The sequence below is a fragment of the Pseudoalteromonas byunsanensis genome (genome assembly GCF_001854475.1).
In the GTDB taxonomy this organism is placed as follows: domain Bacteria; phylum Pseudomonadota; class Gammaproteobacteria; order Enterobacterales; family Alteromonadaceae; genus Pseudoalteromonas; species Pseudoalteromonas byunsanensis.
Window position 1 is genome coordinate 1 of the sequence record NZ_MNAN01000031.1, and the last position, 24751, is coordinate 24751.

Below are 24751 nucleotides of genomic sequence, written 5' to 3' on the forward strand. Positions count from 1 at the left end.
ATAATTCCTAGTTATCCTTACTTTATTTGTTCATATAATCACCGAAATGATTCAAACCGTCAATAATTTACTTTTATTTTCCAAAATAGAAACCATACATACACATAAGTACTATTGCACAAAAGAAAAGCGCTAGCCTTTTAGTTACCGCTTTCTTAGCAGATTTGTTCAGCTTTTCTGACGTATGCTGCTTTTGAGCGATACTCGTTGGCGATATTCAAATAGCTCTTTGGAATTTCAACTGCCAAATCTCTTACAATTCCAGTTATTCTCTGCAGTTCAAAGTGATAAAGACTATTTAAGAAGCCCACCTGACTTTTTCCGCTCAACATGTTTTGAGTGTGATCTTTAAACTGAATTAGACGCCCTGAATGCTTTTCTTCTTGAAAGTCGCAACTTGTTAACCTAAACATTAGCACCCAATCAAACAAACCGCTGGGGCGTAAAGGCCTAACTCGTATATTCAATGCCAATGTTTTAGAAAAGCTATCGGTAAAATTTCATTGGGACAGTTTGCTGGTTTTTCACTGGATGAAATACGCGTGTTGCTTGAATCAGGTATAACAACCGAGATTGACCGCTCATGGTTGCTTGAAAAACTGGAGGAAATTGAAAGCTGCTAAGTGTTATCAGTCATACCTTACAACATACGGCTCATTGCCCTGAACACAATCAATTTGATTGCGCTAAATTTCAGAGCTTATTAAAAAAGGCCACGCGGCTTCAACATAAGGGCGTAAAGAAAATGAAGCTCAAATAGATGAGTGCAGTATTCTCAACTTTGTCATGAATGAACCTTGCCGGAAACTGAAAATACATAAAAAAGCCACAGCATTTGCTGTGGCTTCCTACCCTAAATAGCGCGAGGCAATTAGTGCTCTTCGTTAACTATATTGAGATTATATTTTGGAATTTCAACTACCAAGTCTTCATCAGCGATCACAGCTTGGCATCCAAGACGAGATTCAGCTTCTAAGCCCCATGCTTTGTCTAGCATATCGTCTTCGAGTTCGTCACTTTCATCCAATGAATCAAAGCCTTCACGCACAATAATGTGGCAAGTGGTACAGGCGCATGACTTTTCACAGGCATGAGGAATACTGATACCATTTTTAAGTGCTGCGTCTAATACCGTTTGTCCTTTGGGTGCTTCAATTGCAGCACCTTCAGGGCAAAGCTCTTCGTGGGGTAAAAAGATGATTTGTGGCATATTACACCTCGTCTACAGACTGCCCTTGCAGTGCTTTCTTAATTGATACATCCATACGACGTGAAGCAAATTCGCTGCTGGCAGCATCTACTTTCTCGATGGCATTTTTTATTTCGTCCGGCGATTGTGCCTGTTCTCGTGCAGTTGCAAGTAGCGCCATTTGTTCACGTAAATGAGTCAACTCTTGCTCATTTAACAGTGCACTATCTTTGGCAAGCGATGCTTCTAGTGCTTCCAATACACGTAATGCTTCGACCTGTTGCTCTTTGAGCATTCGCGCCTGCATATCATCTTTTGCGTTGCTCATTGAATCTTTGAGCATTTGTGCCACTTGGTCGTCCGATAGACCAAATGATGGTTTAACTTGAATTTCTGCTTGCACGCCCGTTGATTTCTCCATCGCAGACACACTTAGTAGGCCATCCGCATCAACTTTAAAGGTAACACGGATATGCGCCGCACCTGCAGCCATTGGTGGAATACCTTTAAGGCTAAACTTTGCCAGCGAGCGGCAGTCATCAACCAGCTCTCGTTCACCCTGTAACACATGTAAAGACATCGCGGTTTGACCATCTTTAAACGTGGTAAATTCTTGTGCTCTGGCAACTGGAATGGTGGTATTGCGCGGAATAATTTTTTCAACCAAGCCACCCATGGTTTCTAAACCTAGAGATAGCGGTAATACATCCAATAGCAACATATCAGAATCAGGCTTGTTGCCCACCAATATGTCAGCTTGAATCGCAGCCCCAATCGCTACAACTCTATCTGGGTCGATTGAGGTTAAAGGCTGTTTGGCAAAAAATTCTTCCACTTGCTCGCGAATAACTGGCATACGGGTTGAACCACCAACCATCACCACTTGTAGAATTTCTTCATGGCTTACGTCAGCATCTTTCACTGCTCTGCGGCACGCACGTAAGGTTTTTTTCACCAGCGGCATCACAAGCTCAGCAAACTCTGCTCGAGTGACTGTCACCGTATAGCTTTGCTCACGTAGCTCTAGTTTTACGTTAACAGTTTCGTAGCTGCTCAGCGCTTCTTTACATGCTTTGGCTTTATTAATGAACAAACGTAGTTCATTAGCATTTAGATTATTAATCCCTGTTTGAGACTTAAACAAGTTAACCAATACTGAATCAAAATCATCACCGCCGAGGCTTGAGTCACCGCCAGTAGCAAGTACCTCAAATACGCCTTGATTCAGGCGTAAAATTGAAATATCAAACGTCCCACCGCCTAAATCATACACCGCGATCACGCCTTCTTGGCCTGAGTCTAGGCCATAGGCAACCGCCGCCGCTGTTGGTTCGTTTAACAAACGTAAAACCTTTAAACCCGCAAGCTCTGCGGCATCTTTGGTACTTTGTCGCTGCGCATCGTCAAAATAGGCAGGCACGGTGATCACCGCGCCTTGCAATTGTTCACCAGCAAAGCTGTGCTCAGCGCGCTCACGTAGTGTTTTTAGAATCTCAGCAGATGCCTGCACTGGACTAACTGGCCCAGCCACGGTGCTAATTGCCAAGCCACTGTCGGTTTGCACAAATTCATAAGGCAACTGACCATAGCTCTGCTCAATTTCTTGTTGAGTTTTACCTAAAAAGCGTTTTACTGAAATGAGAGTGTTAGTTGGGTCTTGTGCAGAAGTTTGTTGTGCTTGAGCACCAACCTCTGTGCCCTCTGTGAAATAACGAACTACCGAAGGTAGCATCACAGAACCGTCAAAGTCGGCCAATGTTTTTGCCTCACCACTTTGCACAGTAGCAACGAGTGAGTTAGTTGTGCCTAAGTCGATACCTACGGCCAATTTATGTTCGTGTGGTGCCGCGCTCTGCCCCGGCTCAGCGATTTGCAATAATGCCATAATGCTCTTTCACTTTTTAGCCCGTTCAACCGGGCCTCTTTGGAGAATTAATCAAATAAACTGTCTTCGATACGCGCCAGTTCGTCACGTAGCTTATATACAAACTTGAGTTTACGGATGTTATCGGCGGCTTGCTCTAAGTCTTGCTCATTGTCACTACTTAGTTGCATTGCCAACTGCTGGCTAAATTGTACATCAAGCGTTTTAATTTGCTGCTCAAACTGCTCAATAGCAGCTTCAACATCATTGCTGTCAGGCAGCTCTTCAAGTGCTTCTCGCAGTTCCATTTGCTGCATAAGAAACATAGGGTCTTGCAGTGTTTGTTGCTCGGCGCGAATGTCAACGCCACGTTCACTAAGCATATATTCAGCACGTTTTACTGGGTGTTTCAATATCGCCAGCGCGTCATTGATCTCAGCAGTTTTTTGCACAGCAAGCAGCTTTTCACGTTCACCTTTGCCCGCAAATCGGTCTGGATGAACAACTCGCTGTAACTCAAGGTAATGCTGATTTATCTTCTTAAGATCAACATTATAATCGACTGGAATATCAAATAGCTCAAAATAGCGCATGTCTTTTATATACCCTAAGTGTGCGCAAAACGCGCATTGCAAATATACGACAAAGCCCTACCAAGGCAGGGCTTTGAGAGCAGGCTAGGCGACCCTTAAACCGTAAAGCTCTCGCCACAGCCACATTCGTCTTTCTGATTGGGGTTATTAAATTTAAACCCTTCATTAAGACCTTCTTTGGTGTAATCAAGCTCAGTGCCATCGATATAAACTAGGCTTTTAGCATCAACAATGATTTTTACATCTTTGTCTTCAAAAACTTCATCGCCTTCGTCAAGTTCATCAACAAACTCAAGTACATATGCAAGACCTGAACAGCCCGTGGTTTTAATGCCAACACGCAAACCAATGCCTTTGCCACGATTACTCAAAAAGGCCTGAACTCGGTTTGCCGCCGCGTCTGTCAATGTCACTGCCATATTATTTACTCTTACTTCGCTTGTTTACTTTTATAATCTGCAATTGCTGCTTGAATTGCGTCTTCTGCTAAAATTGAGCAGTGGATTTTAACCGGAGGTAACTCCAACTCAGCACTAATATCAGTGTTTTTGATAGTCGCAGCTTCATCTAGGGTTTTACCCTTTACCCACTCAGTCACCAAAGACGATGACGCAATTGCACTACCACAGCCGTAAGTTTTAAACTTAGCGTCTTCGATAATACCTTGATCTGAAACCTTAATTTGCAGCTTCATTACGTCACCACAAGCTGGTGCACCCACCATACCAGTTGCAACACTCGGATCGTTCTTATCAAGCGACCCTACGTTACGTGGATTTTCCACGTGATCTATTACTTTTTCACTGTACGCCATAACTCTTTCCTCACTATGTGCTCATAGCGCCTGGCTACAAGCAAAAACTTGCTTAATGATGTGCCCATTCAACGCTATCTAGGTCAATGCCTTCTTGATGCATTTCCCAAAGCGGCGACATTTCACGTAATCGACCGATTGATTCTTTAATCAAATTGACGGTGTAGTCGATATCTTCTTCCGTTGTGAAACGACCAATGCTAAAACGAATCGAGCTGTGTGCCAGTTCATCGTTACGCCCTAGAGCGCGCAACACATAAGACGGTTCCAAACTTGCTGACGTACAAGCTGACCCCGAAGACACCGCGATGTCTTTTACCGCCATTAGTAATGATTCACCTTCAACAAAGTTGAAGCTGATATTCACAATCCCTGGAACTGACTGTTCAATCGCACCGTTGAAATACACTTCGTCCATTGTCATTACGCCGTCAACTAGGCGTTTGCGAAGTGCACTGATGTGCGCGTGATCTTTCTCAAAATCTTCTTTTGCGATACGAAACGCCGTGCCCATACCAACAAGCTGATGCGTTGCCAAAGTCCCCGAACGCATCCCACGCTCATGACCACCACCGTGCATTTGAGCTTCTAAGCGCGCGCGAGGCTTACGACGAACGTACAAGGCACCAACGCCTTTAGGGCCATAGACTTTGTGGCCTGAGAACGACATGAAATCAACTTTAAGCTCTTGCAGGTCAATTTTCACTTTACCCGCACTTTGTGCACCATCAACATGGAACATGATCTTACGTTCACGACACATCTCACCGATGGTCGCGATATCCTGAATCACACCCAACTCATTGTTAACGTGCATCACACTCACTAAAATAGTGTCATCGCGCATTGCCGCTTCTAGTTTTTTCAAATCTAACAAGCCGTTGTTTTCAACGTCCATATAGGTCACTTCAAAGCCCTGACGCTCAAGTTCACGACATGTATCCAATACCGCTTTGTGCTCGGTTTTCACCGTAATAATGTGTTTGCCTTTCTTTTTATAGAAATGCGCAGCACCTTTGATAGCTAGGTTGTTTGACTCTGTCGCACCTGAAGTAAAAACAATTTCACGAGGGTCCGCGTTAATTAAATCAGCGATATCATTACGCGCCTGATCAACCAACTCTTCAGCCTGCCAACCAAAACGGTGTGAGCGTGAAGCTGGGTTACCAAAGTTGCCATCCATCGTCAGACACTGCATCATTTCGTCTGCAACGCGCTGATCAACCGGAGTGGTTGCTGCATAATCTAGATAAATCGGTAATTTCATTTGTTTCTCCGCTTGACGTCAACCTACAGTTGACAGCTCACTTGAATATTGTCTAATTGCTTCATCGCACTGTTGACGCTTTTATCTTGACGCGATGCAACCGCTCGCACCTCTGAATTTGCGACTAACTCGGCAAGGGAAATATTGTTTAAAAACTCTTCGATGCGCAGGCTTAAGTCCGACCACAGGGTATGAGTCAAACACCGCATACCGCTTTGGCAGCCGCCCCCTTCTCCATGACAACGCGTCGCGTCAACAGACTCATCAACAGCACTGATCACGTCACCAACAGAAATGCTTTGCACATCGCGACCAAGTAGATAGCCGCCACCCGGACCACGAACAGAACTTACTAAGCCATGTTTACGCAATCGGGCAAATAATTGTTCAAGGTAAGATAAAGATATTTCCTGACGTTCTGAAATATCAGCCAACGGGACTGGGCCAATTTCGCCATGCAACGCAACGTCTAACATTGCTGTTACTGCATATCTGCCCTTTGATGTCAGTTTCATGTAAGCCCCCTAGCTAGTTTACCAAGCCGCAAATTTTAATTACCTGACTAAGATAGTCAAGTATTACTCATCAGTATTGCGACTAAAAGTTGACAAATACTTGAGTAAATTAGTCAACTACTAGGTTCATTGTAATTACCTGAGTATTTTAGTCAAGTATTATTGTTGTTTGGCAGAACGTGCTAGTGCGAATTAATGTCACGGCTTAGCACGTTCATCATTACAGCTGCGCTTAGTCCGTTTTTTGGCGAGTAGATTTATTGATGGAAGTTAAAATGCCACGCAGAATATTCAGCTCCTGATCTTCTGGTCTAGCACGATTAAACAAACGTTTAAGCTTGGTCATCACCATGCCTGGATGCTGCTTAATAATGAAACCAGTTTCATTCAATGTGCTCTCTAGATGCTCGTAAAACAGCGCCATTTGCTGTGCGCTTGGATAAACAGCCTCATCTTCTTCTGGTTGTTTTTCCTGACGCTCTAAAAACGCCATGCGGGTTTCATAAGTTAGTGTCTGTACCGCCATTGCTAAGTTCAATGAACTATATTCTGGGTTTGCGGGAATACACACATGGTAGTTACACAGTTGTAATTCTTCATTGGTGAGCCCGCTATTTTCACGGCCAAACACCAAAGCAACTGGGCCTGTGTCAGCACCACTTACCAACTTCTGTGCACACTCGCGTGGCTCTACCATGGGCCATGATAATGTGCGAGAACGAGCACTGGTACCAATGGTTAAAGCGCAATCTTCAATAGCCTGTGATAATTCACTAACAATCGTCGCATTACCTAATACATCCGTGGCACCCGCTGCCAGTGCACTGGCATGGCTATCTACCTCACAGGCAGGGTCAACTAAATAGAGTTTAGATAGCCCCATTGTCTTCATTGCACGTGCTACAGAGCCAATGTTGCCTGAATGAGATGTGTTTACTAACACAATACGGATGTCTTCTAATGCCATTGATAAACCAATCTTAAAAAAATAATGGCAAAGTTTACCACAGCATCAAGCGCTCACCATAGTAAAAAGCGCACGAACTAAGCAGAACTCGAATCTGCAAAATATTACGTTCCCCTAAATCAGGTTAACTAATTCCTTTTTCAGAACAGTGCCGTACAAAAAAGCAGCAACTTTATTTGCGACAGGTTATTTACTTTGCGACAAAAATCGCTAGAATACGCCGGCTCTATATGAATATGTTCTTTTACAACCCAAAGGTAATGCTATGCATCCAATGTTAAACATTGCGGTACGCGCTGCGCGTAATGCAGGTAAAGTGATCTTACGTGCATGTGAAGATTTATCAAAAGTCGAAGCTCAACAAAAAGGCACTAATGACTTTGTTACAAACGTAGACAAAGACGCAGAAGCGATCATCCGTGATACTATCCTTAAAGCCTACCCAGACCACTCAATTGTGGGTGAAGAGTTAGGTGTTATTGAAGGCAAAGATGCAGATTACCAGTGGGTTATCGATCCGCTTGATGGCACAACCAACTTCATCAAAGGCATTCCTCATTTTGCCGTTTCTATTGCATTAAAAGTTAAAGGCCGCGTTGAACAGGCCGTGATTTACGATCCTATTCGCAGTGAGCTATTCACCGCGTCTCGTGGTCAAGGTGCACAGTTAAACTCAAAGCGTATCCGTGTTACTAAGAGTAATGAAATCGCGGGCTCTGTGCTTGCAACTGGTTTCCCATTTAAGCAAAAACATCATATTGACGCTTACACTGAAGCTTTTAAAGCGCTATTTGTACACACAGCGGATATCCGTCGTGCGGGTTCTGCTGCACTGGATATGGCGTATGTTGCGGCTGGTCGCATGGACGGTTTCTTTGAAATCGGCCTTAAACCTTGGGACACAGCGGCAGGCGAACTTCTTGTAAAAGAAGCTGGCGGTATGGTTATGGACTTTGCAGGTGGCGCAAGCTACAACCAAAGTGGCAATGTGATCTGTGGCGCACCAAAACTTTGCCAACTTATCGTGAAAGAAATTCGCCCTGTATTAACAGAGTCACTGCTACGTTAATACCTGTGCTCTAACAAAAAAGGAGCCTAGGCTCCTTTTTTGATGTCTGATAGCTTTTGCTTTATCACTACTTGCCGTGATTTAAAGCCCATTTTGACTCTTTTTTTGAGTCCGCGTCCACGCCTTGAAAGTACGGGTTCTGTAACATCAGCACCTTGGTATCTTTATCAAATGGAAGCTGAGCGAGCATCTTTGCAAAGTAGCGCTCAAATAACGCATCAAATTCACCTGTTGCTTGTAACTTTGCCAGCCCCTGCGCCAGTGCTTTGGCAAGTTTTGGTTTGTCTTTATTGACGAAAAAATAAAACGCACTGGGATATTGCAAATAAAGACTCGGTAAAATCATAAGATTGTCACTCATTTGTGTGGCCAACTCAGCACCAACCTCAATAAATGAACGTGGAAAGTAATCTAGTCGACCCCGCGAAACCATAGCAAACATCGCCTGGTAGTTAGCCATCGGCCTAACATTCAAATTATTGTGACCTAGGATCTTAGTGTCTGGCCAGTCATGGCCTTGCACAGCGGTCAGTTTGGATAACGCTTGAAGTGAGTCAACATCATCAAATTGCGACAATTGCATCTTATTGATCAGTAACGCACGCTTACCTATAAAGCCTTTAAACAGAGGGACAGGGATAGCGGTTGCCAATTGCTCTCGCTCAGGGCTGGTCATACTCCAGTGTAGGTCAACCTCCCCTTGGCTTAAAGCCAGCAGTGTACGCTGTTGATGAGGATGTACTTTTACATGCTCTATGTGAGCTTCAAAGCCTGCGGCTTTGAGTGACATCTCCAGCAATTCGTACAAGTACAAGTCTCTATCGTACAAAGTACGTTGCTCTTTGGCGACATAAATGGTTTGTGCCGCAACTACCGAACCAGCCCAACTACACAATAGGCACAGCAATACGAGTTGACGCATATCTGTGTTCCAAACTTGTTTTTGTTAACGCTACACCGAGCCGAGCTTTTACTCAAGCTTTTATACACAATTTGAGCAACTCAATTTATGCCGAACATTCGGCTTGATCTTTTTCTATCTTCTTCACCACTGACACACTGGGGCGGCGTCGATTACACACAAACAAGTAACTGTTTCGGTATCGCTTAGCTTCTTTTTTTGCGTCCGTAGCAAGTGCGGCCACCTGATGACTGTTTTTACAATTATCTAAATCGGGCCTAACTAAACCAATGGACAGTGTCAGTAAAGGTACGAACTGCTTCTGTCCTTCTCTATTTGTGGCCCAATAACCGCCTGATTTAACATGCTCAGGCGTGAAGAATGCCTTTGACTGTTGCTCAAAGTCATTGATGATCTGGTGACAAAGTTGCTCTGCATCATTAGCATCAAACACAACCATAAAATCGTCTCCGCCTATATGTCCAACAAAACATGGGCTTTGTTCGCAGGCTTTTACCGTCACATCGGCCAGCAGTTTGATCACGCTATCACCACTGGCGTAACCATATAAATCGTTAAACTGCTTAAAGTGATTCAAATCTATATATGCCAATGAAAAGTCGGATTGCTTTCGCAAACGCGTTTCAATCGCTTCATTTATCGCCACATTACCAGGCAGCATAGTGAGGGGGTTTGCGTGCTGAGCATGGCGAATTTTCTCTTCCGTTATGTGCTTAAGAATATCTCTTAACGGTGCAAGTCCTAAGTAACAACCTTCTCGAGTAATAATGATATGGCGACGAATATCGAACTCTTGTTCAGTTATTTGCTGACTTACTTGGTCCAGTTGGGCATTTTCATCAACTATCAGCGGCTGCTTATCCATCAACTCCACCACCGATTTTTTAGCATATAATGCATGTCCATACGGCGCGGCAAACACCTCAGTCAGTTGGTCTCTGTGCAATAACCCTATTGGCTCTCGATTATCATTCACTACCGCTAAGCTCATCAACTTTTTATCCGACTCAAAGCTTCGATGGGCTTCCTTACATTGCGTGCATTGGTGAATAGCACTTTGCGTTATGGCTAACCAGCCAATCGCGATTGATTGCTCTGTCGTATTCATTTTCGGCGTCAAGTTTAGGGCCGACCACTGACTGGCCTCAAGTTCAATCTTAGGTTCACTCTGAGGGTAAGCAAGCAAATATCCTTGAGCATTCACTATGCCTAATTTCTCTAGTAATGATAGCTCCTCAACTCGCTCAATCCCTTCAGCGATCACCGATGTTCCCGTTGCTTTTGCAAGCTCTATGATGGATTTTAAGAATTCTCTTTTAACAATACTTTGATCGCAGTAGTCAATAAAATACCTATCAACTTTGACATACTCAGGGCAAAGTTCTGACCACTGCTTAAGGCCCGAATAACCTGCTCCCAAGTCATCAATAGCGATGTTGAAGCCAAGCTGACGATAGTGCTCAATGGTTTTTAGTAATAAAAAGCCATCATCAACCTTGTCTTGCTCTGTAACCTCAATCACCACTTTGTTAGCAGCCAAACCGTGCTTTTCCACTAAATGGCGAGTCTCGCCGCGTGGGTGGCTTGGGTCAAGTAACGTGTTAGGGCTAACATTCAAAAACAGCTTGCCGGGTAGTTGCAGTGAAACAAAACGTTCTATTGCTTTTTCTCGGCATAATAATTCTAGTTCTGACAGTTTGTTGTGAATGCCAGCTGCTGCAAACAATTGTTCGGGCATTTCCAAGCAATCTACACCTCGGCTTAATGCCTCAAAACCCAGTATATCTTGCTTGCTAATATCATAAATGGGCTGAAATAAAGTATTAACAGTGCCGTGTTTTAATATGTTTTCTAATACTTGTTTTTCTAGCTCTGCTGCTTCATTCACGCCTTAACCAACAAAAATTTGACTAAATAATAGCCCAGCAAATTAGCAAGGTTTTATGACAATTTTGTGGCAAAAATAGGAATTACTCCCATTGCCATTACTCGAAATACAGCAACAAAACAATCTAATCTATCGCTAGCGCCCAGTGCGCCTTGGCTAAGCAATAAAAGCAACTGCAAAAACAAGTAAATGAATTTTATTCACACTCAGTGGCATTTTTATTTCACGAAAATCACAAATAAACTACCGTCGTATGGCATCGGTATTTTGGCATTCACAAAACCTCTGTATTTACTTGGCAATAAAATTGTCGTAGCATTTATGGTGATTCATTCACTGGTTTTATTATGCTCAAATCACTTTCAACCATATTAGTTACGCTCTCAATGCTGATTGCCTTTACAGGGCAAGTGTTGGCGTATGCTGCTATGCCTTGTGATATGTCATTAGACAACCATCAAGTAATGATGAGCATGGATCATAGCTCGAAAATGGCTAGCATGGACAACAGCAACATGTCCAGCGCAGCGGATTGCTGTGATACCGAGTGCACCTGCCCTGCTAGTGTCTGTACTTCGATTCATTACCTAAGTTCATACTTGCTAACAACACCGGTGCTGTATTACTCAGAAGCAATCAATCGCTCACTTCCTCAGGCACCTCTTGCCATCTCTAGTTCTCTCTATCGTCCACCGATTTTTGCCTAATATGGGGTAAGTGCGCCCAAAATCCGCACGCACAGCATATATTTACTAATAAAACTATTAATTACTGCGTGAATCTTGCGCATAAATCAGTCCAGTTAATTCTGGGGACACACTATGAAGCACAACTATTTTTTCAATTTTGTTTTGATAGCTTTTGCGCTGCCAATCAACGTTGCGGCTGAAACATCGGGTTACGCAACATCGGATGGCAAACAACGACATACGATTTCACTCGAACAAGCCATACAGCTTGCCCAAAAAAATGACCCTTGGTTACATGGTAATCAGCTAAAGCAACATGCCGTTGAGCAATCAAGTATTGCTGCGAACACTTTACCCGATCCAAAGGTGTCGATAGGAATGATGAACTTACCAACTGACGGCTGGGATTTTGCGCAAGAAGGCATGACCCAATTTAAGGTCGGTGTATCACAAATGTTCGCCCGTGGTGACAGCTTGGCAATCAAAAGTAAACAGCTAAAGCTCTCTGCAACGCAATTCCCACTACAAAGACAAGATAGAAAAGCCAAACTGCAAAGTAATGTCACGCAGCTTTGGCTAGACGCTTATCTCGCGCAAAGAACCATTGCGTTAATCAAACAAGATCGGGTTTTGTTTGAGCAAATCGCGGAGGTTGCTAAAGCCAGTTATTCCAGCGTAGTAGGTAAAACGAGACAGCAGGATGTTGTACGCGCTCAACTGGAGCTTATTCAACTTGAAGATAGGCTAACGGTAGAACAACAAAAGCTCGAAACGGCGCTAGCACAACTTAACGAATGGCTGCATATTTACGACACCAGCAACCCTGAACTGGCGTATAACTTTGATAATCAAAGCAGTATTTTAACAGTATCGGGCGAATTACCCCGCCTTGAATTGGCTTATGCTCAGTTACTAAAACCTGCGAATTACTCTCGCAATGAGCTGGCTAAACTATTAATAAACCATCCAGTCAATCGCGCGATTGATGTTAAGCAACAGGTGTCAAAGCAAACCATTGCTTTAAACAAACAACAGTACCAGCCACAGTGGGGAGTTAACGCAAGCTACGGCTATCGAGATGATATGCCCTCAGGCATGAGTCGTGCTGATCTATTCTCGGTCGGTGTCACCTTTGACTTACCACTATTCACTGAAAATAAGCAAGATAAACAAGTTGCCGCCGCCATCGCACAGTCTGAGGCGGTTAAAACCGACAAACTATTGATGATCAAACAAATGATTAGTGCCGTTGAGAAAGAACTCAAACAACTCAATCGACTCTCAGACAGACAAGCTTTGTATGCCACGCAACTGTTAAAGCAGACGCACTATCAAGCTGAGGCCGCATTGACAGCTTATACCAATGATGATGGCGATTTTGCCGAAGTGGTTCGAGCGCGTATCGCCGAACTTAACGCACGTATTGTGGCGTTAAAAATTGATGTAGATGCGCTGAAATCCGTTTCTCGTATTAATTACCTCCTTACACAATCCACTCAACCTGCAACTGCGCAGTCTCATTCTTTGGGAGCAAACTAATGTCTTCAAATCAAAAAACCATCATCGCATTATTTGTAGGTATTGCGCTTGGCACAGTAGCGATGAGCTTATTCCCAGAAAATCATAGCGAGCAAACACAAGCCTCTGACTCTCAAGAGAAAAAGCCGTTGTATTGGGTGGCCCCAATGGATGCTAACTATCGTCGCGATAAGCCAGGTAAATCTCCGATGGGCATGGACCTTATTCCAGTCTATGAGGAAGATAGCGGAGCAAATGATGCAGGCCCAGGTAGCGTTAAGATTGCTCCTCATGTGGTGAATAATTTAGGTGTCAGAACTGCTCCTGTTGAATACGCAGCCATGCATACCCAAATTTCGACGGTGGGTTACGTGCAGTATGATGAAGACAAATTAATTCATATCCATCCTCGTGTTGATGGCTGGATAGAAAAACTCTATGTAAAAGCGGCAGGGAACCCCGTTGAAAAAGGCCAACCGTTGTACACACTGTACTCTCCTCAACTGGTTAATGCGCAAGAAGAACTATTGCTCGCCCTAAAGCGTAATAATGGTTCTTTGATAAGTGCCGCGAAAGATCGCTTAAAGGCACTCCAGCTGTCTGAGCAATTTATCAATGAGTTAGAAAAAAACCAGCAAGTACAGCAAACTATCACCTTTTACTCACCTCAGTCCGGCGTCATTGATGGTTTAAAAATTCGTGAAGGATTTTATGTGAAGCCAGGTACAACCCTGATGAGTATTGCTCAGCTCAATCAAGTGTGGGTAGAAGCCGAAGTGTTTGAACGTGATACTTCTTTGATTTCACAAGGGCAACCCGTTTCTATGACCCTTGATTACCTCCCGGGCAAGCAATGGAATGGGACGGTAGACTACGTTTACCCTGCTCTAAACAGCAAAACCCGTACGCTGCGAGTCAGGCTCAAGTTCGATAACCCCAACTATGAACTTAAACCCAACATGTTTGCCCAAGTCGCCATTCATACCAACCTTGATGAACCCGTTATTTTAGTGCCTAAAGAAGCTGTGATCCGAACTGGTAAGCAAGACCGTGTGGTCTTAGCCCTTGGTGACGGACAGTTTAAATCTATTGCAGTTACGATAGGACGAGTCGGTAAAGACAAAATTGAAATTTTACAAGGCCTAAACGAAGAAGACAAAATCGTTACCTCTGCGCAATTCTTAATAGATTCAGAGTCCAGCAAAAATTCTGACTTTAAGCGTATGACCCATGAAAAAGTACCTAACTCAGTTTGGGTTCAAGGTGTGGTGAATGAGGTTATGGCCGACCACCGCATGGTAAATATCACTCACGATCCAGTTGAAGCGTGGGACTGGCCAACCATGACCATGGACTTTACGGTCGCAAAGAAGGTAGACATCAATGCCCTCAGTGCTGGACAAACACTTCATTTTGAAGTGAGCAAAACAGACGATGGCAGTTATGAACTCACTGGCATTCACATTATGTCGCAAGGTTCCTCAGAGCCGCAAGTGAGCAGCGCTACCGTCAATGGTCTAGTCAATGCCATAGATGCGGATAACCGCATTGTGAATATTAGCCGCGATGCGATTGAAAAATGGAACCGCCCCGCCGCTACAATGGACTTTGTGGTCGCTGCTGAAGTAAGTCTTGATAACATAAAAGTGGCTGATGAAGTCACCTTTACCTTTGAAATTAGAGATGATTTTGTGGTGGTAGACATTAAACCAAAGGCCGTCATGAATGATGATGAGCACAGTGCACATACGGGCAACGAATAAGGAGCACCACTATGATTGAAGCTATCATTCGATGGTCTATCGGCAATCGTTTTTTTGTGTTGCTGACAACGCTAATCATCGCTTTTGCTGGAATATATTCCCTTAAAAACACCCCCGTTGATGCTATTCCGGATTTATCGGACGTACAGGTGATCATCAAAACCAGTTACCCAGGCCAAGCACCGCAAGTGGTGCAAGATCAGGTGACCTTTCCATTGACCACTGCGATGCTCTCCGTACCCGGTGCGCAAACCGTGCGAGGCTATTCATTTTTTGGTGACTCCTACGTGTACATCATTTTTGATGATGACACTGATTTGTACTGGGCAAGAAGCCGCGTATTAGAATATTTGAGTCAGGTGTCGGCCAGTCTCCCCGACAGTGCTAAGCCACAACTTGGCCCAGATGCCACCGGTGTGGGCTGGGTGTATATCTATGCCTTGGCAGATAAAACGGGTAAACATGACTTAAGCCAACTAAGAAGTATTCAAGACTGGTTCTTAAAATATGAGCTACAAACCGTCCCAGGGGTGTCAGAAGTGGCAGCCGTCGGTGGTATGGTCAAGCAATATCAAGTGCAGGTCGACCCTGACAAATTACGTGCCTACAACATTCCACTTAACCATATCCAAACGGCGCTAAAAAGAGGTAATCAGGAAACGGGTGCGTCGGTGGTGGAAATGGCTGAAGCCGAATACATGGTTACGGCCACAGGCTACATTCAATCGGTCAGCGATATAGAAAAAATACCTCTTGGCATCAATGAACAAGGCACACCACTTCGAGTGGGAGATGTAGCAACGGTTAATTTAGGCCCACAAATGCGCCGTGGTATTGCCGAATTAAACGGTGAAGGTGAAGTGGTCGGTGGCGTTGTGGTCATGCGCTTTGGTGAAAACGCACAAAAGACCATCAATGGCGTGAAAGAAAAACTCGCTTCGCTCAAAAACTCACTCCCAGAGGGCGTTGAGGTGGTCACGGTGTACGACCGCTCTCGATTGATTGAAAACGCGGTAGATAACCTTTGGGGTAAACTACTTGAAGAGCTGGCCGTTGTTGCGCTGGTTTGTGTAGTGTTTCTATTCCATTTACGCTCTTCAATCGTCGCGGTGATCACTTTGCCTTTAGGTATTTTGGTCTCGTTTATCATCATGTACATGCAGGGGATCAACGCCAATATCATGTCCCTTGGTGGTATTGCCATTGCCATTGGAGCAATGACTGATGGCGCCATCGTCATGATTGAAAACATGCATAAGCATATGGAAAAAACGCCGCTGACCGATGAAAACCGCTGGCAAATCGTTGCGAAGTCGGCATCAGAGGTGGGCCCTGCGCTGTTCTTCAGCTTACTGATTATTACCGTATCTTTCTTACCGGTATTTATTTTAGAAGCGCAAGAAGGCCGCATGTTTGCGCCTCTGGCTTACACCAAAACTTATGCCATGGCCGCCTCTGCAGGACTTGCCATTACTTTAGTGCCGGTATTAATGGGCTACTTTATTCGTGGCAAGGTGATCTCAGAGAAAAAGAACCCGATTAATCGCATGCTTATCGCGCTATACATGCCCGTACTTACGCAGGTGATGAAGTTTCCAAAACTCACCATCGTTTTGGCCATCGCCATCACAGCTATTGGGTTTTACCCCATCGACAAGATAGGTAGTGAATTTATTCCTCCGCTCGATGAAGGGGACTTAATGTATATGCCGACCACCTATCCGGGTATTTCTATTGGTAAAGCACGAGAGTTATTGCAACAAACCGACAAGCTCATTCGCACCGTTCCTGAGGTAGAAAATGTATTTGGTAAAGTAGGCCGAGCTGAAACCGCGACCGACCCTGCGCCTTTAACCATGATTGAAACCTTTATTCAGTTAAAACCTAAATCACAATGGCGTGAAGGGGTAACAACCGATAGCCTCAAAGCCGAGTTTGATAATCTTGTGAAGTTTCCAGGACTCACCAATGCGTGGGTGATGCCGATTAAAACTCGTATCGATATGTTGGCAACCGGTATAAAAACGCCTGTTGGAATTAAGGTCGCAGGCGCTGACCTCAATGAGATCCAACAAATTGGTCAACAAATTGAACGTCTACTGCCAAATGTTGAAGGTACCGCATCGGTTTACTCAGAACGAGTCGCCGGAGGTCGCTACATCAAGGTTGATATTTCTCGCCAAAAAGCCAGCCGTTTTGGGTTGAATATTGCCGATGTGCAGCAGGTTGTCGCCACCGCCATCGGCGGCATGAATGTAACCCAAACCGTAGAAGGCCAAGAGCGCTATCCAGTAAACCTGCGTTACCCGCAAGATTATCGCGATTCACCAGAGCAGTTGGCCCGTTTACCTGTGGTCACACCATCAGGGGAGCGCATTGCACTGGGTGATGTGGCACACGTTTATATCGAAAACGGGCCGCCGGGCATTAAAAGTGAAAACGCCCGTATTAATGGTTGGACGTTTATCGACATTGATGGCGTAGATGTTGGCACCTACGTGGCAAACGCCAAACAATACTTGGCAGACAACCTTGACCTACCGGTGGGTTATTCAATCACCTGGGCGGGCCAATACGAATACATGGAACGTGCAAAAGCCAAACTCAGCTACGTGTTACCGTTAACGCTGGCCATCATCGTGATACTGCTCTACCTCAATTTCAGAGCATTTCGTGAAGTGGCTATTATCATCGTCACTTTACCTATGGCCATGATTGGTGGCTTGTGGCTGATGTACCTAGAAGGATTTAACTTCTCTGTGGCGGTTGGCGTTGGCTTTATAGCTTTGGCTGGAGTCGCAGTAGAAATTGGCGTGATCATGCTAGTTTACTTGAACCAAGCGCTCAATGAGCTAAAAGAGAATGCCCAACAAACAGGCAAGTCAATCAGCATAGAAATGTACCGTGAAGCCTTGCTACATGGTGCTGGATTGCGTGTGCGCCCAGTGATGATGACCGTTGCTACCATTATCATCGGTTTACTGCCTATCTTGTACGGTACAGGTACAGGGTCTGAGGTTATGAGCCGGATTGCCGCACCTATGGTCGGTGGAATGAGTAGTGCCGTGTTACTCACCTTAATTGTATTGCCTGCCCTTTATAGCTTGGTAAAGTACCGAGAGGTAGTTTTACTCAATCAAGGCCTAAATAATAATGATAAAAAAGATTAGGAAATACCATAAATGGCTGATGGCCTTTGTCGGCATACAGTTTTTGATTTGGTCGCTAACAGGTTTGTATATGGTGAGTATGGATATTCACTTTATTCACGGAGAACACCTTCGTGTCGAACACCGTCGTGTCGAACACCTTCGTGACGCATCACCACAGCAAACGAACCAAACGCTGGCGCTTGACAAAGTAAACTACTCACTGAGCAATTTGCTCAGTGAGTATCCTCATGCCCAGAACATCACTCTAGGACACATGCTCGATAAACAAGTTTATCGTTTTATGGACCATGCACGAGGTAAAGTGCTTATAGATGCAGACTCGGGCAAAAGGTTAGCCCCGCTCAATGAGGCACAAGCCCTAAACTTAGCACAGTATCACTTTAGCGGTACCGCAGCGGTTGCATCCGCAAAACTCATTAGCGATGTGGAAAACACGCCGCCGGAACTCTCCCCCCGCCATCTCCCCGTGTGGCAAATTACCTTTGCCGGCTTTTCATCCCCCACGTTTTACATCAATCAATATACCGCTGAGATAGTCACCACCCGCCACCTAGCTTGGCGTATGTTTGACTGGATGTGGCGCTTTCACATTATGGATTATGACGATGGTGAAAATGTCGCAAACTGGTTTTTGTTGCTGATTGCGCTGCTTGGTTGTGTCGCTGCAAGCATGGGAGCGGTGCTGACCTATCAAAGGATATGCAACAACAAACAAGCGGGGGCTAAATAATGTTTAAGTTAAATACATCACTGCATAAATGGCTTTCGCTGTTGGTTGGCATACAGTTGTTAATTTGGCTCGGCACTGGTCTGTATTTTAATCTAATGGACCACCAAAAAGCTTCCGGGGCTGTTCACCTTCGTCCTGTCAATCACAACGCCTCAACAAGCCCTACACAGCTCATTCCTTTTGACCAATTGGCGTTTGATGGCGCTAAACAAATCAAACTACTTTGGATCCTAGGACACCCCTACTATCAGCTTACATTTGAGTCTGGGCCGCACGCTTATCAACACAAAAGCGTCACCTTAGTGGATGCCAAAAGCGGCGCCGTACGCCCACTTAGCGAAACCTTGGTACGCACCATTGCCGTTAAGTCGTACGATGGCGCGGTGAACATCATCTCGGCAAATCTGCTAACACCACCAATTGACGAATTACCCCGAGAAGAAAACCCTGTTTGGCAGGTAAAGTTCGATGATGCCAACAATACCAATGTGTACATTGATGCTAATTCAGGCGCCGTGTTGGCTCATGTTAATGACGATCGTCGTCTAAAAGACCTAATGCTTATGCTGCACTTTATGGATTACTTTAATACCGGCGGCTTTAACCATTGGCTGATCATTGTGTTTGCCATCGCATCATTGCTGCTGTCAATGACGGGGATCACATGGTTGGTTGAACGTTTTAAATCCGGCCAGTTACGCATAATGCTAAAGCCAAGCAGCCAACAAGTGACGGTGACCGAGCAATCCTCTCAACAAAGCAACACGCTTACCCTGAAAGCACAACAACCCCTGTTTGACGCGCTTGCACAACATAATGTCTTGTTGCCATCCAACTGTGGTGGCGGTGGAACCTGCGGAATGTGCAGAATACACAGCGAACAGCCGTTGAAAATAACAGAAGCTGAGCAGGCGCGATTATCAAAGTCTAAGCTGGATGAAGGATACCGTTTAGCCTGCCAGCATATGGCGGGAGAGGTGACGCATATTACCGTGCGCACCCAGAAAAAATCAGCCAAAGCGCAGTAAATTCACATATTGCGTTAACCAAAGACAAGCTAACAAGCAGCCTATTTTTGTTAGCTTGTCTCTTTCGCCGCTGAGTATATATCACAACAACCATCAACAATGCGCGACTTTCAATGACTCATATATTTTATTTTAAAAACAAGGAGTAAACACAATGCGAGCCAGTCTACGAGCCAAAATCATCGAGACATGTAATAAAAAAATTGCCGCCAAGGGCGACAACGTTGGATTATCTTTTTACGCCTTTTTTGCCAACAAAAATGACGACCCTGAATTGCTAATGGAAGCCGCCACTTGGTGGATCCAAATCCACCAGCTGGACCATTTTGAAAAGGCCATAAAAATTAAAAAGATGGTCGAAGCAATGTAACAGAGCTGTTATCGCTGACCTGAGTCGCTATTGAAAATCAGCTAGTTAACCTCATCTTATTGTTTTAGCAGATGAGTAAAGATACATGAAAATGTTTGGCCTAACCGACTTCTACAGCGATTTAATCACCTACTTTGCCATTTTCATAACCAGTGTACTGGTAATTCGAGGAATGTTCGCCTTGGTCAAATGGGGAAAGAAAATGCCCAAAGGTGCCTTTATATTGCTGGCCTTTATTCCGCTTATCACCATCTTTCCCATCCCACCAACGGTGTTCAAAAATGTTGAAAAAGCCAAACAAGAACAACGAAAGCGTAAGGAAGACAACGGAGATGGGCCAGAAAACGATGACCATAATCCCAGCCTTTAATTATTTTTTGAGTGAATAGGTTGGATAAGACGCACAGCAACGCCACCCAACCTTACTATGATACTTACCAAGCTTCGCGCACCACCAAGCTTGTAAATAAAGCTTGTAAATAAAGCTGGTAATGTGTCGTACTGCGCGTCTATCGCTTTTTACTTGAAAACACACGTTCCATAAGGGTTTGCTTGTCAGTCAAGGGGATTAACCTTGCTTGTTTTATCTCAGTTGCGAAGAGCACTCTTGCATGATGTGAAGACACAAACTGCTCAACTTCAATGCCAAGCGCATCGACTTTATCCATCAATACCGCAAGGCGATGATAGGTATCCACATCAGGCCAGCGACTTGGGGAGTCAAAGCCAACTTGTAAGCTACTGCCAAATATATCTTCACTAAACAATATTTTCTGCTGTGGCAAATAAACCACTAAGTTATGATTAGCGTGGCTATTTGGCACATCAAACAACTGTACTTTGCCACCCGCCAGTTTGCCTTGATTGCTAACTTTGATTAGCTGCTCTTCGCTAAGCTGGGCTTTTAAATGGGTTTGTACTGCTGCTATATCATTGGGGTGAACAACCAAGCTTGCCCCGTGTGTGAGTACATCTTGTAGGCCCATTAAATGATCTGTGTGGTGATGAGTGACGATATGCTGCTTGATAGGTTTATTACTTTTCGTTGTTGCTCTTAGCAGTGCCACGTTGTTTTGCCAATCTTGACTATGCTCATCCATCTGCCATGCACCTGCACTGATAAAATAGTCACCAACATCAATAAATAAGGTGTATGACCACCCTTTGCCTACATAATAAACGCCAGAAGCGAGCTCTCTTAAGGTCTGCTTTGACACATCCATAGGCGTGTCACTTGGGCGTAGTGTGTAGTTTGCTGGTAAATCAAATTGGGCATTGTGCACAGAATTAAAAGTTACTCGCCGTGCATTGCTGTGAAACAATGGCCCGTGTTCAGTGCCAGCAAAAATCCGCTGCGCCCACGTTACTCCATCGCTTTGCTTATGATTTAAAAAATCCACACTCACAAGCTGGCCGCGCTGAGCTTTTAATAGCCGCGTTAAATAACCCGTACTTTGATTAATATATACTGTGTACTCTTGCTTTGTGCCAGAGTGAACAGTCAGCACATCGTGAGCTTGCCCCTGAATATATGCGACATCCGTCCATTTGCTTGGCGCTTTATGATCAAATAAGTTTTTGACTATCAGCGTATCTAGCCACTGACTTTGCCCAAGGTCGACATTCTCAAAATTCATTCGCTTAGTAGGATTGTATTGCTCTAAAGCGTGATCAACCCCGTAGCCTTTGCCATCAACATAAAGCCTGTGCATCACGGTGGGACTGTCCGAGCCATGGCCACCGACTAATCGCGTCGTTGCACGCTTAAACACTTTGCGCTGGCTGGCAAAATCAATGGCCAATTCTAGTCGTTGCTCGCTCAAATAACTGACCATCTCACCTTGAAGCGCATGACCGCTTTGCCACTGTGAAAAGTGCAGCTGTTCGTCGTGTAATGTAATGCTTTTAAGCTGAATAAGTTTTGCGCCACCGTAAGCATTTACGGCATGGTCAATCACCTGCGCGGCTTTATCACCCGCTCGCAATGTAGTGCATACGGTGGATAGCAAAATGGCCGTGCCCCAACACCACACCTTAATGTTACTTGTTACCTTCATAGAATTGCCTTTGTTTTTATAAATCACCAGCAGTGAACAAAAAGCATGACCACACCACCACAAAGGCGTGCTTATAAAAAACTGATTAATAGCTGATGATAATTAACCATTTGTTTTATAAGCTTATTTAAATTTTTATCACTATTTGGATAAGCGATTCGAGCCTAGACAGCAAATTCAATAGCCCATACACTGTGGCCAGATAGTATTGAGTGACCACCATGACACAGCTGCCCGTTTTTTCTATTTGCGATTACAAAATTGACCTATCACGTTCAGTCATTGAACAGGGTGAGCAACAAACTAAAATAGAACCTAAGGTACTCAGCGTATTGTATGTGCTCGCCCAGCACCAAAATGAAGTAGTGACGCACCAAACTTTAATGGAACAAGTTTGGCAAGGCGCTGAGGTGGTACCCAATGCTCTACAACGCTGTATTGCAATACTTCGCAAAGAATTAGGCGATGACGCAAAATCACCCAATATTATTGCCACGCACCCCAAAATCGGCTACCGACTACTGTGTGAGGTAACTTGGTATAATGCGCCCGACACCCACTCTCTAGCAAATTCAAAAAAACACCGACGAATGCTTGACTCAACACCTTGGACTTTCGTTGCAGTCTGCATAACTATGCTACTGATGTTCACCATACTGTTTTGGCCCACAACACCTATAACAAAATATACGCAGCTCACAGAACTCACTAACACGGATGCACACGAATCACATGCTATTTATAGCCCCAATGGCCAGTACATTGTATTTAACCGCTACGCAGGCAGTTGTAAAAGTCATATCTGGGCTAAAGCATTGCATAATGGCAAAGAGACTCAACTTACTGCTCAGGCAGGTCAATTTGGCGCTCCAACCTTTACCCCAGACGGTAGAGAGATAGTGTTTGCCACGTACAATACCTGCGATAAAGTACCAAGCAATCAATCATTACCGACAAGCTGTTGGACATTGGCGACCTTAGACTTTGCTCAGGCACTGAGTGGGCCACAAACACTCAACACCCGCTACCAATGCCAAACTCATGAGATAAAAACGCCAAAAGCATTGGCTAATCATCAGTATGCATTTTTACAGTTCAGCACCAAAAACCCTGCCATAATGCTTTACAACGATTTGAATAAATCAAGCCAACCGTTGTTTAGCAGCGATGCTTTGTCGATTTATCATTTTGACTACCACCCCAAGCGCCAACAGTTTGTTGTATTTGCACACGATCAACATGCCAATACTCAACTTATCTTGCTTGATAAAAACGGTAAAATGCTACAGCAAGCAACACTTCAACTTCCCGAAAAGCCGATTTTTATATCCCCTATTATTGGTAACTTTGCAACCACAGGTGAGTACTTACTTGCAGTGAGTAACCGTAAGCTTTACAAAGTTGCGCTGGACGGCCAAATGAGTGAGCTCATAACGCCAAGCAGCCGTTTGATTTCTGTAACCGAACACCCAAGCCAACAAGACTTACTCGCAGTGCAAGGCCATAAAGACATAGATATTGCGCAGGTTGATTTGAACCAAGATATCATGCAACAACGGGCTCTAGATTTACACACGGTCACGACGCCTTACCCAAGTACTGCGCGCTCAAACACACAGGAACGCTTAGCGCGCTTTCCTCCCAATGGGCGAAGCATCTCTTTTATTAGTAACCGCACAGGGCAAGACGAGATATGGCTTTGGCATCCAAATAGCGACGCAGTGCAACTAACCAACAATGAAAATGAAGAAACCATACATGGCTATGCTTGGTCAGCGGATAGTCATCATGTAGCTTGGGTGAAAAATGGCAAACTGCTAATCACTGATTTAACAGGTAACAGTAGGCTTGTGAGTACCTACAAACCACTTTTTTCGGTATTAAACTGGTTAGACAGCGACACGCTACTTGTACTTATTAAAAACGCGCGCGCAAATAGCCTGTATCAATTTGATATAAAAGAGAATAAACTCATTGCGTACCACCTCGATGACGTTGAAAATGCATGGGTCAGTCACAATCGGCTGATTTACACCACCAAAAACAACCAAGTATTTAGTCGTGCAATCACACCGAATGAGCAGCCCGCCACACCGCTGCCTCACCTCAATGGCAAAGCCTTGTTAGTTAAAAATGGGGCCATCTACAGTGTGGACAAAGACACCTTTGCACTCAAACAGTACGACCTAAACGGTGCATTTATTCAAACCTTAAAAACACTCAAACCCACCGCTTGGAAAATAACAGACTTAAAAGATACGCAACTGCTGCTTGAGCAATTTATTACCATTGATCAGGAAGTGGTTGTTTTACAGAAATAAGCTTTACAAAGCGC

The 24751-nt window shown here is 44.4% G+C and carries 22 protein-coding genes; 10 read left to right on the forward strand and 12 right to left on the reverse strand.

Going from position 1 to position 24751, the window contains the following annotated elements:
• Positions 1 to 155: 155 nt before the first annotated feature.
• From BIW53_RS10475 to trmJ, 9 genes are all read right to left on the reverse strand, one after another.
• Complete coding sequence (locus tag BIW53_RS10475; RefSeq protein WP_070991828.1) at positions 156 to 413, reverse strand: hypothetical protein; 258 nt, start codon at positions 411 to 413, stop codon at positions 156 to 158.
• A gap of 458 nt (positions 414 to 871) precedes the next feature.
• Positions 872 to 1210 carry an ISC system 2Fe-2S type ferredoxin gene (fdx, locus tag BIW53_RS10480; protein ID WP_070991829.1) on the reverse strand — a complete coding sequence of 113 codons (339 nt, stop codon included), beginning with the start codon at positions 1208 to 1210 and terminating at the stop codon, positions 872 to 874.
• Between the two features lies 1 nt (position 1211).
• Positions 1212 to 3074: a Fe-S protein assembly chaperone HscA gene (gene hscA / locus BIW53_RS10485; protein ID WP_070991830.1), complete on the reverse strand. Its 1863-nt coding sequence runs from the start codon at positions 3072 to 3074 to the stop codon at positions 1212 to 1214.
• A gap of 47 nt (positions 3075 to 3121) precedes the next feature.
• The gene (gene hscB, locus BIW53_RS10490; protein ID WP_070991831.1) at positions 3122 to 3646 is read right to left on the reverse strand and encodes a co-chaperone HscB; all 525 of its coding nucleotides are present in this window, start codon (positions 3644 to 3646) and stop codon (positions 3122 to 3124) included.
• A 95-nt stretch (positions 3647 to 3741) separates the two neighbouring features.
• On the reverse strand, positions 3742 to 4065 hold the full coding sequence (iscA, locus tag BIW53_RS10495) for an iron-sulfur cluster assembly protein IscA (protein ID WP_070991832.1): 324 nt from the start codon (positions 4063 to 4065) through the stop codon (positions 3742 to 3744).
• Positions 4066 to 4076: 11 nt separating this feature from the next.
• The gene (iscU, locus tag BIW53_RS10500; RefSeq protein WP_070991833.1) at positions 4077 to 4460 is read right to left on the reverse strand and encodes a Fe-S cluster assembly scaffold IscU; all 384 of its coding nucleotides are present in this window, start codon (positions 4458 to 4460) and stop codon (positions 4077 to 4079) included.
• A gap of 52 nt (positions 4461 to 4512) precedes the next feature.
• Positions 4513 to 5727: an IscS subfamily cysteine desulfurase gene (locus tag BIW53_RS10505; protein WP_070991834.1), complete on the reverse strand. Its 1215-nt coding sequence runs from the start codon at positions 5725 to 5727 to the stop codon at positions 4513 to 4515.
• Between the two features lie 23 nt (positions 5728 to 5750).
• A complete protein-coding gene (iscR, locus tag BIW53_RS10510; protein WP_070991835.1) occupies positions 5751 to 6242 on the reverse strand; it encodes a Fe-S cluster assembly transcriptional regulator IscR in 492 nt (163 codons plus the stop codon).
• Between the two features lie 232 nt (positions 6243 to 6474).
• Positions 6475 to 7209, reverse strand: a complete 735-nt coding sequence (gene trmJ, locus BIW53_RS10515; RefSeq protein ID WP_070991836.1) for a tRNA (cytosine(32)/uridine(32)-2'-O)-methyltransferase TrmJ — start codon at positions 7207 to 7209, stop codon at positions 6475 to 6477.
• Between the two features lie 265 nt (positions 7210 to 7474).
• Here trmJ and suhB point away from each other — a divergent pair, with 265 nt between their 5' ends.
• Positions 7475 to 8278, forward strand: a complete 804-nt coding sequence (gene suhB / locus BIW53_RS10520; RefSeq protein WP_070991837.1) for an inositol-1-monophosphatase — start codon at positions 7475 to 7477, stop codon at positions 8276 to 8278.
• 67 nt (positions 8279 to 8345) lie between these two features.
• Here suhB and BIW53_RS10525 read toward each other — a convergent pair whose 3' ends face one another.
• Together BIW53_RS10525 and BIW53_RS10530 are read right to left on the reverse strand one after the other, a co-directional pair.
• Positions 8346 to 9200, reverse strand: a complete 855-nt coding sequence (locus BIW53_RS10525) for a substrate-binding periplasmic protein (protein WP_070991838.1) — start codon at positions 9198 to 9200, stop codon at positions 8346 to 8348.
• Positions 9201 to 9285: 85 nt separating this feature from the next.
• Entirely contained in the window at positions 9286 to 11088 is a 1803-nt protein-coding gene (locus BIW53_RS10530) for a GGDEF domain-containing protein (protein WP_070991839.1), read from the reverse strand.
• Positions 11089 to 11435: 347 nt separating this feature from the next.
• On the opposite strand from BIW53_RS10530, the gene BIW53_RS10535 reads away from it, so the two are divergent.
• The 8 genes from BIW53_RS10535 (at position 11436) to BIW53_RS10570 (ending at position 20729) form a co-directional block, all read left to right on the forward strand.
• A complete protein-coding gene (locus BIW53_RS10535; RefSeq protein ID WP_070991840.1) occupies positions 11436 to 11795 on the forward strand; it encodes a hypothetical protein in 360 nt (119 codons plus the stop codon).
• A 114-nt stretch (positions 11796 to 11909) separates the two neighbouring features.
• Positions 11910 to 13316, forward strand: coding sequence for a TolC family protein (locus BIW53_RS10540; protein ID WP_084228125.1), 1407 nt, complete (start codon positions 11910 to 11912; stop codon positions 13314 to 13316).
• Positions 13316 to 15058: an efflux RND transporter periplasmic adaptor subunit gene (locus tag BIW53_RS10545; protein WP_070991841.1), complete on the forward strand. Its 1743-nt coding sequence runs from the start codon at positions 13316 to 13318 to the stop codon at positions 15056 to 15058. The genes BIW53_RS10540 and BIW53_RS10545 overlap by 1 nt, the downstream gene beginning before the upstream one ends.
• A gap of 11 nt (positions 15059 to 15069) precedes the next feature.
• Positions 15070 to 18228 (forward strand): efflux RND transporter permease subunit, encoded by a 3159-nt coding sequence (locus BIW53_RS10550; protein WP_070991842.1) that lies wholly within the window; start codon positions 15070 to 15072, stop codon positions 18226 to 18228.
• Positions 18212 to 18961: a PepSY domain-containing protein gene (locus BIW53_RS10555; RefSeq protein WP_070991843.1), complete on the forward strand. Its 750-nt coding sequence runs from the start codon at positions 18212 to 18214 to the stop codon at positions 18959 to 18961. The genes BIW53_RS10550 and BIW53_RS10555 overlap by 17 nt, the downstream gene beginning before the upstream one ends.
• The gene (locus BIW53_RS10560; protein WP_070991844.1) at positions 18961 to 19989 is read left to right on the forward strand and encodes a PepSY domain-containing protein; all 1029 of its coding nucleotides are present in this window, start codon (positions 18961 to 18963) and stop codon (positions 19987 to 19989) included. Before BIW53_RS10555 ends, BIW53_RS10560 begins: the two co-directional genes overlap by 1 nt.
• 154 nt (positions 19990 to 20143) lie before the next feature.
• Positions 20144 to 20359: a DUF6500 family protein gene (locus BIW53_RS10565; protein WP_070991845.1), complete on the forward strand. Its 216-nt coding sequence runs from the start codon at positions 20144 to 20146 to the stop codon at positions 20357 to 20359.
• An 85-nt stretch (positions 20360 to 20444) separates the two neighbouring features.
• Complete coding sequence (locus tag BIW53_RS10570; RefSeq protein ID WP_175442119.1) at positions 20445 to 20729, forward strand: hypothetical protein; 285 nt, start codon at positions 20445 to 20447, stop codon at positions 20727 to 20729.
• Positions 20730 to 20868: 139 nt separating this feature from the next.
• Here BIW53_RS10570 and BIW53_RS10575 read toward each other — a convergent pair whose 3' ends face one another.
• A complete protein-coding gene (locus BIW53_RS10575) occupies positions 20869 to 22416 on the reverse strand; it encodes an MBL fold metallo-hydrolase (RefSeq protein ID WP_070991846.1) in 1548 nt (515 codons plus the stop codon).
• A gap of 221 nt (positions 22417 to 22637) precedes the next feature.
• Here BIW53_RS10575 and BIW53_RS10580 point away from each other — a divergent pair, with 221 nt between their 5' ends.
• Positions 22638 to 24737, forward strand: coding sequence for a winged helix-turn-helix domain-containing protein (locus BIW53_RS10580; RefSeq protein ID WP_070991847.1), 2100 nt, complete (start codon positions 22638 to 22640; stop codon positions 24735 to 24737).
• Positions 24738 to 24751: the final 14 nt, after the last annotated feature.

Excerpts from the sequence above, each read along its gene's own strand:
- BIW53_RS10475 (WP_070991828.1), bottom strand. The coding sequence starts at position 413 with ATGTTTAGGTTAACAAGTTGCGACTTTCAAGAAGAAAAGCATTCAGGG.
- fdx (WP_070991829.1), bottom strand. The coding sequence starts at position 1,210 with ATGCCACAAATCATCTTTTTACCCCACGAAGAGCTTTGCCCTGAAGGT.
- hscA (WP_070991830.1), bottom strand. The coding sequence starts at position 3,074 with ATGGCATTATTGCAAATCGCTGAGCCGGGGCAGAGCGCGGCACCACAC.
- hscB (WP_070991831.1), bottom strand. The coding sequence starts at position 3,646 with ATGCGCTATTTTGAGCTATTTGATATTCCAGTCGATTATAATGTTGAT.
- iscA (WP_070991832.1), bottom strand. The coding sequence starts at position 4,065 with ATGGCAGTGACATTGACAGACGCGGCGGCAAACCGAGTTCAGGCCTTT.
- iscU (WP_070991833.1), bottom strand. The coding sequence starts at position 4,460 with ATGGCGTACAGTGAAAAAGTAATAGATCACGTGGAAAATCCACGTAAC.
- BIW53_RS10505 (WP_070991834.1), bottom strand. The coding sequence starts at position 5,727 with ATGAAATTACCGATTTATCTAGATTATGCAGCAACCACTCCGGTTGAT.
- iscR (WP_070991835.1), bottom strand. The coding sequence starts at position 6,242 with ATGAAACTGACATCAAAGGGCAGATATGCAGTAACAGCAATGTTAGAC.
- trmJ (WP_070991836.1), bottom strand. The coding sequence starts at position 7,209 with ATGGCATTAGAAGACATCCGTATTGTGTTAGTAAACACATCTCATTCA.
- suhB (WP_070991837.1), top strand. The coding sequence starts at position 7,475 with ATGCATCCAATGTTAAACATTGCGGTACGCGCTGCGCGTAATGCAGGT.
- BIW53_RS10525 (WP_070991838.1), bottom strand. The coding sequence starts at position 9,200 with ATGCGTCAACTCGTATTGCTGTGCCTATTGTGTAGTTGGGCTGGTTCG.
- BIW53_RS10535 (WP_070991840.1), top strand. The coding sequence starts at position 11,436 with ATGCTCAAATCACTTTCAACCATATTAGTTACGCTCTCAATGCTGATT.
- BIW53_RS10540 (WP_084228125.1), top strand. The coding sequence starts at position 11,910 with ATGAAGCACAACTATTTTTTCAATTTTGTTTTGATAGCTTTTGCGCTG.
- BIW53_RS10545 (WP_070991841.1), top strand. The coding sequence starts at position 13,316 with ATGTCTTCAAATCAAAAAACCATCATCGCATTATTTGTAGGTATTGCG.
- BIW53_RS10550 (WP_070991842.1), top strand. The coding sequence starts at position 15,070 with ATGATTGAAGCTATCATTCGATGGTCTATCGGCAATCGTTTTTTTGTG.
- BIW53_RS10555 (WP_070991843.1), top strand. The coding sequence starts at position 18,212 with ATGATAAAAAAGATTAGGAAATACCATAAATGGCTGATGGCCTTTGTC.
- BIW53_RS10560 (WP_070991844.1), top strand. The coding sequence starts at position 18,961 with ATGTTTAAGTTAAATACATCACTGCATAAATGGCTTTCGCTGTTGGTT.
- BIW53_RS10565 (WP_070991845.1), top strand. The coding sequence starts at position 20,144 with ATGCGAGCCAGTCTACGAGCCAAAATCATCGAGACATGTAATAAAAAA.
- BIW53_RS10570 (WP_175442119.1), top strand. The coding sequence starts at position 20,445 with ATGAAAATGTTTGGCCTAACCGACTTCTACAGCGATTTAATCACCTAC.
- BIW53_RS10575 (WP_070991846.1), bottom strand. The coding sequence starts at position 22,416 with ATGAAGGTAACAAGTAACATTAAGGTGTGGTGTTGGGGCACGGCCATT.
- BIW53_RS10580 (WP_070991847.1), top strand. The coding sequence starts at position 22,638 with ATGACACAGCTGCCCGTTTTTTCTATTTGCGATTACAAAATTGACCTA.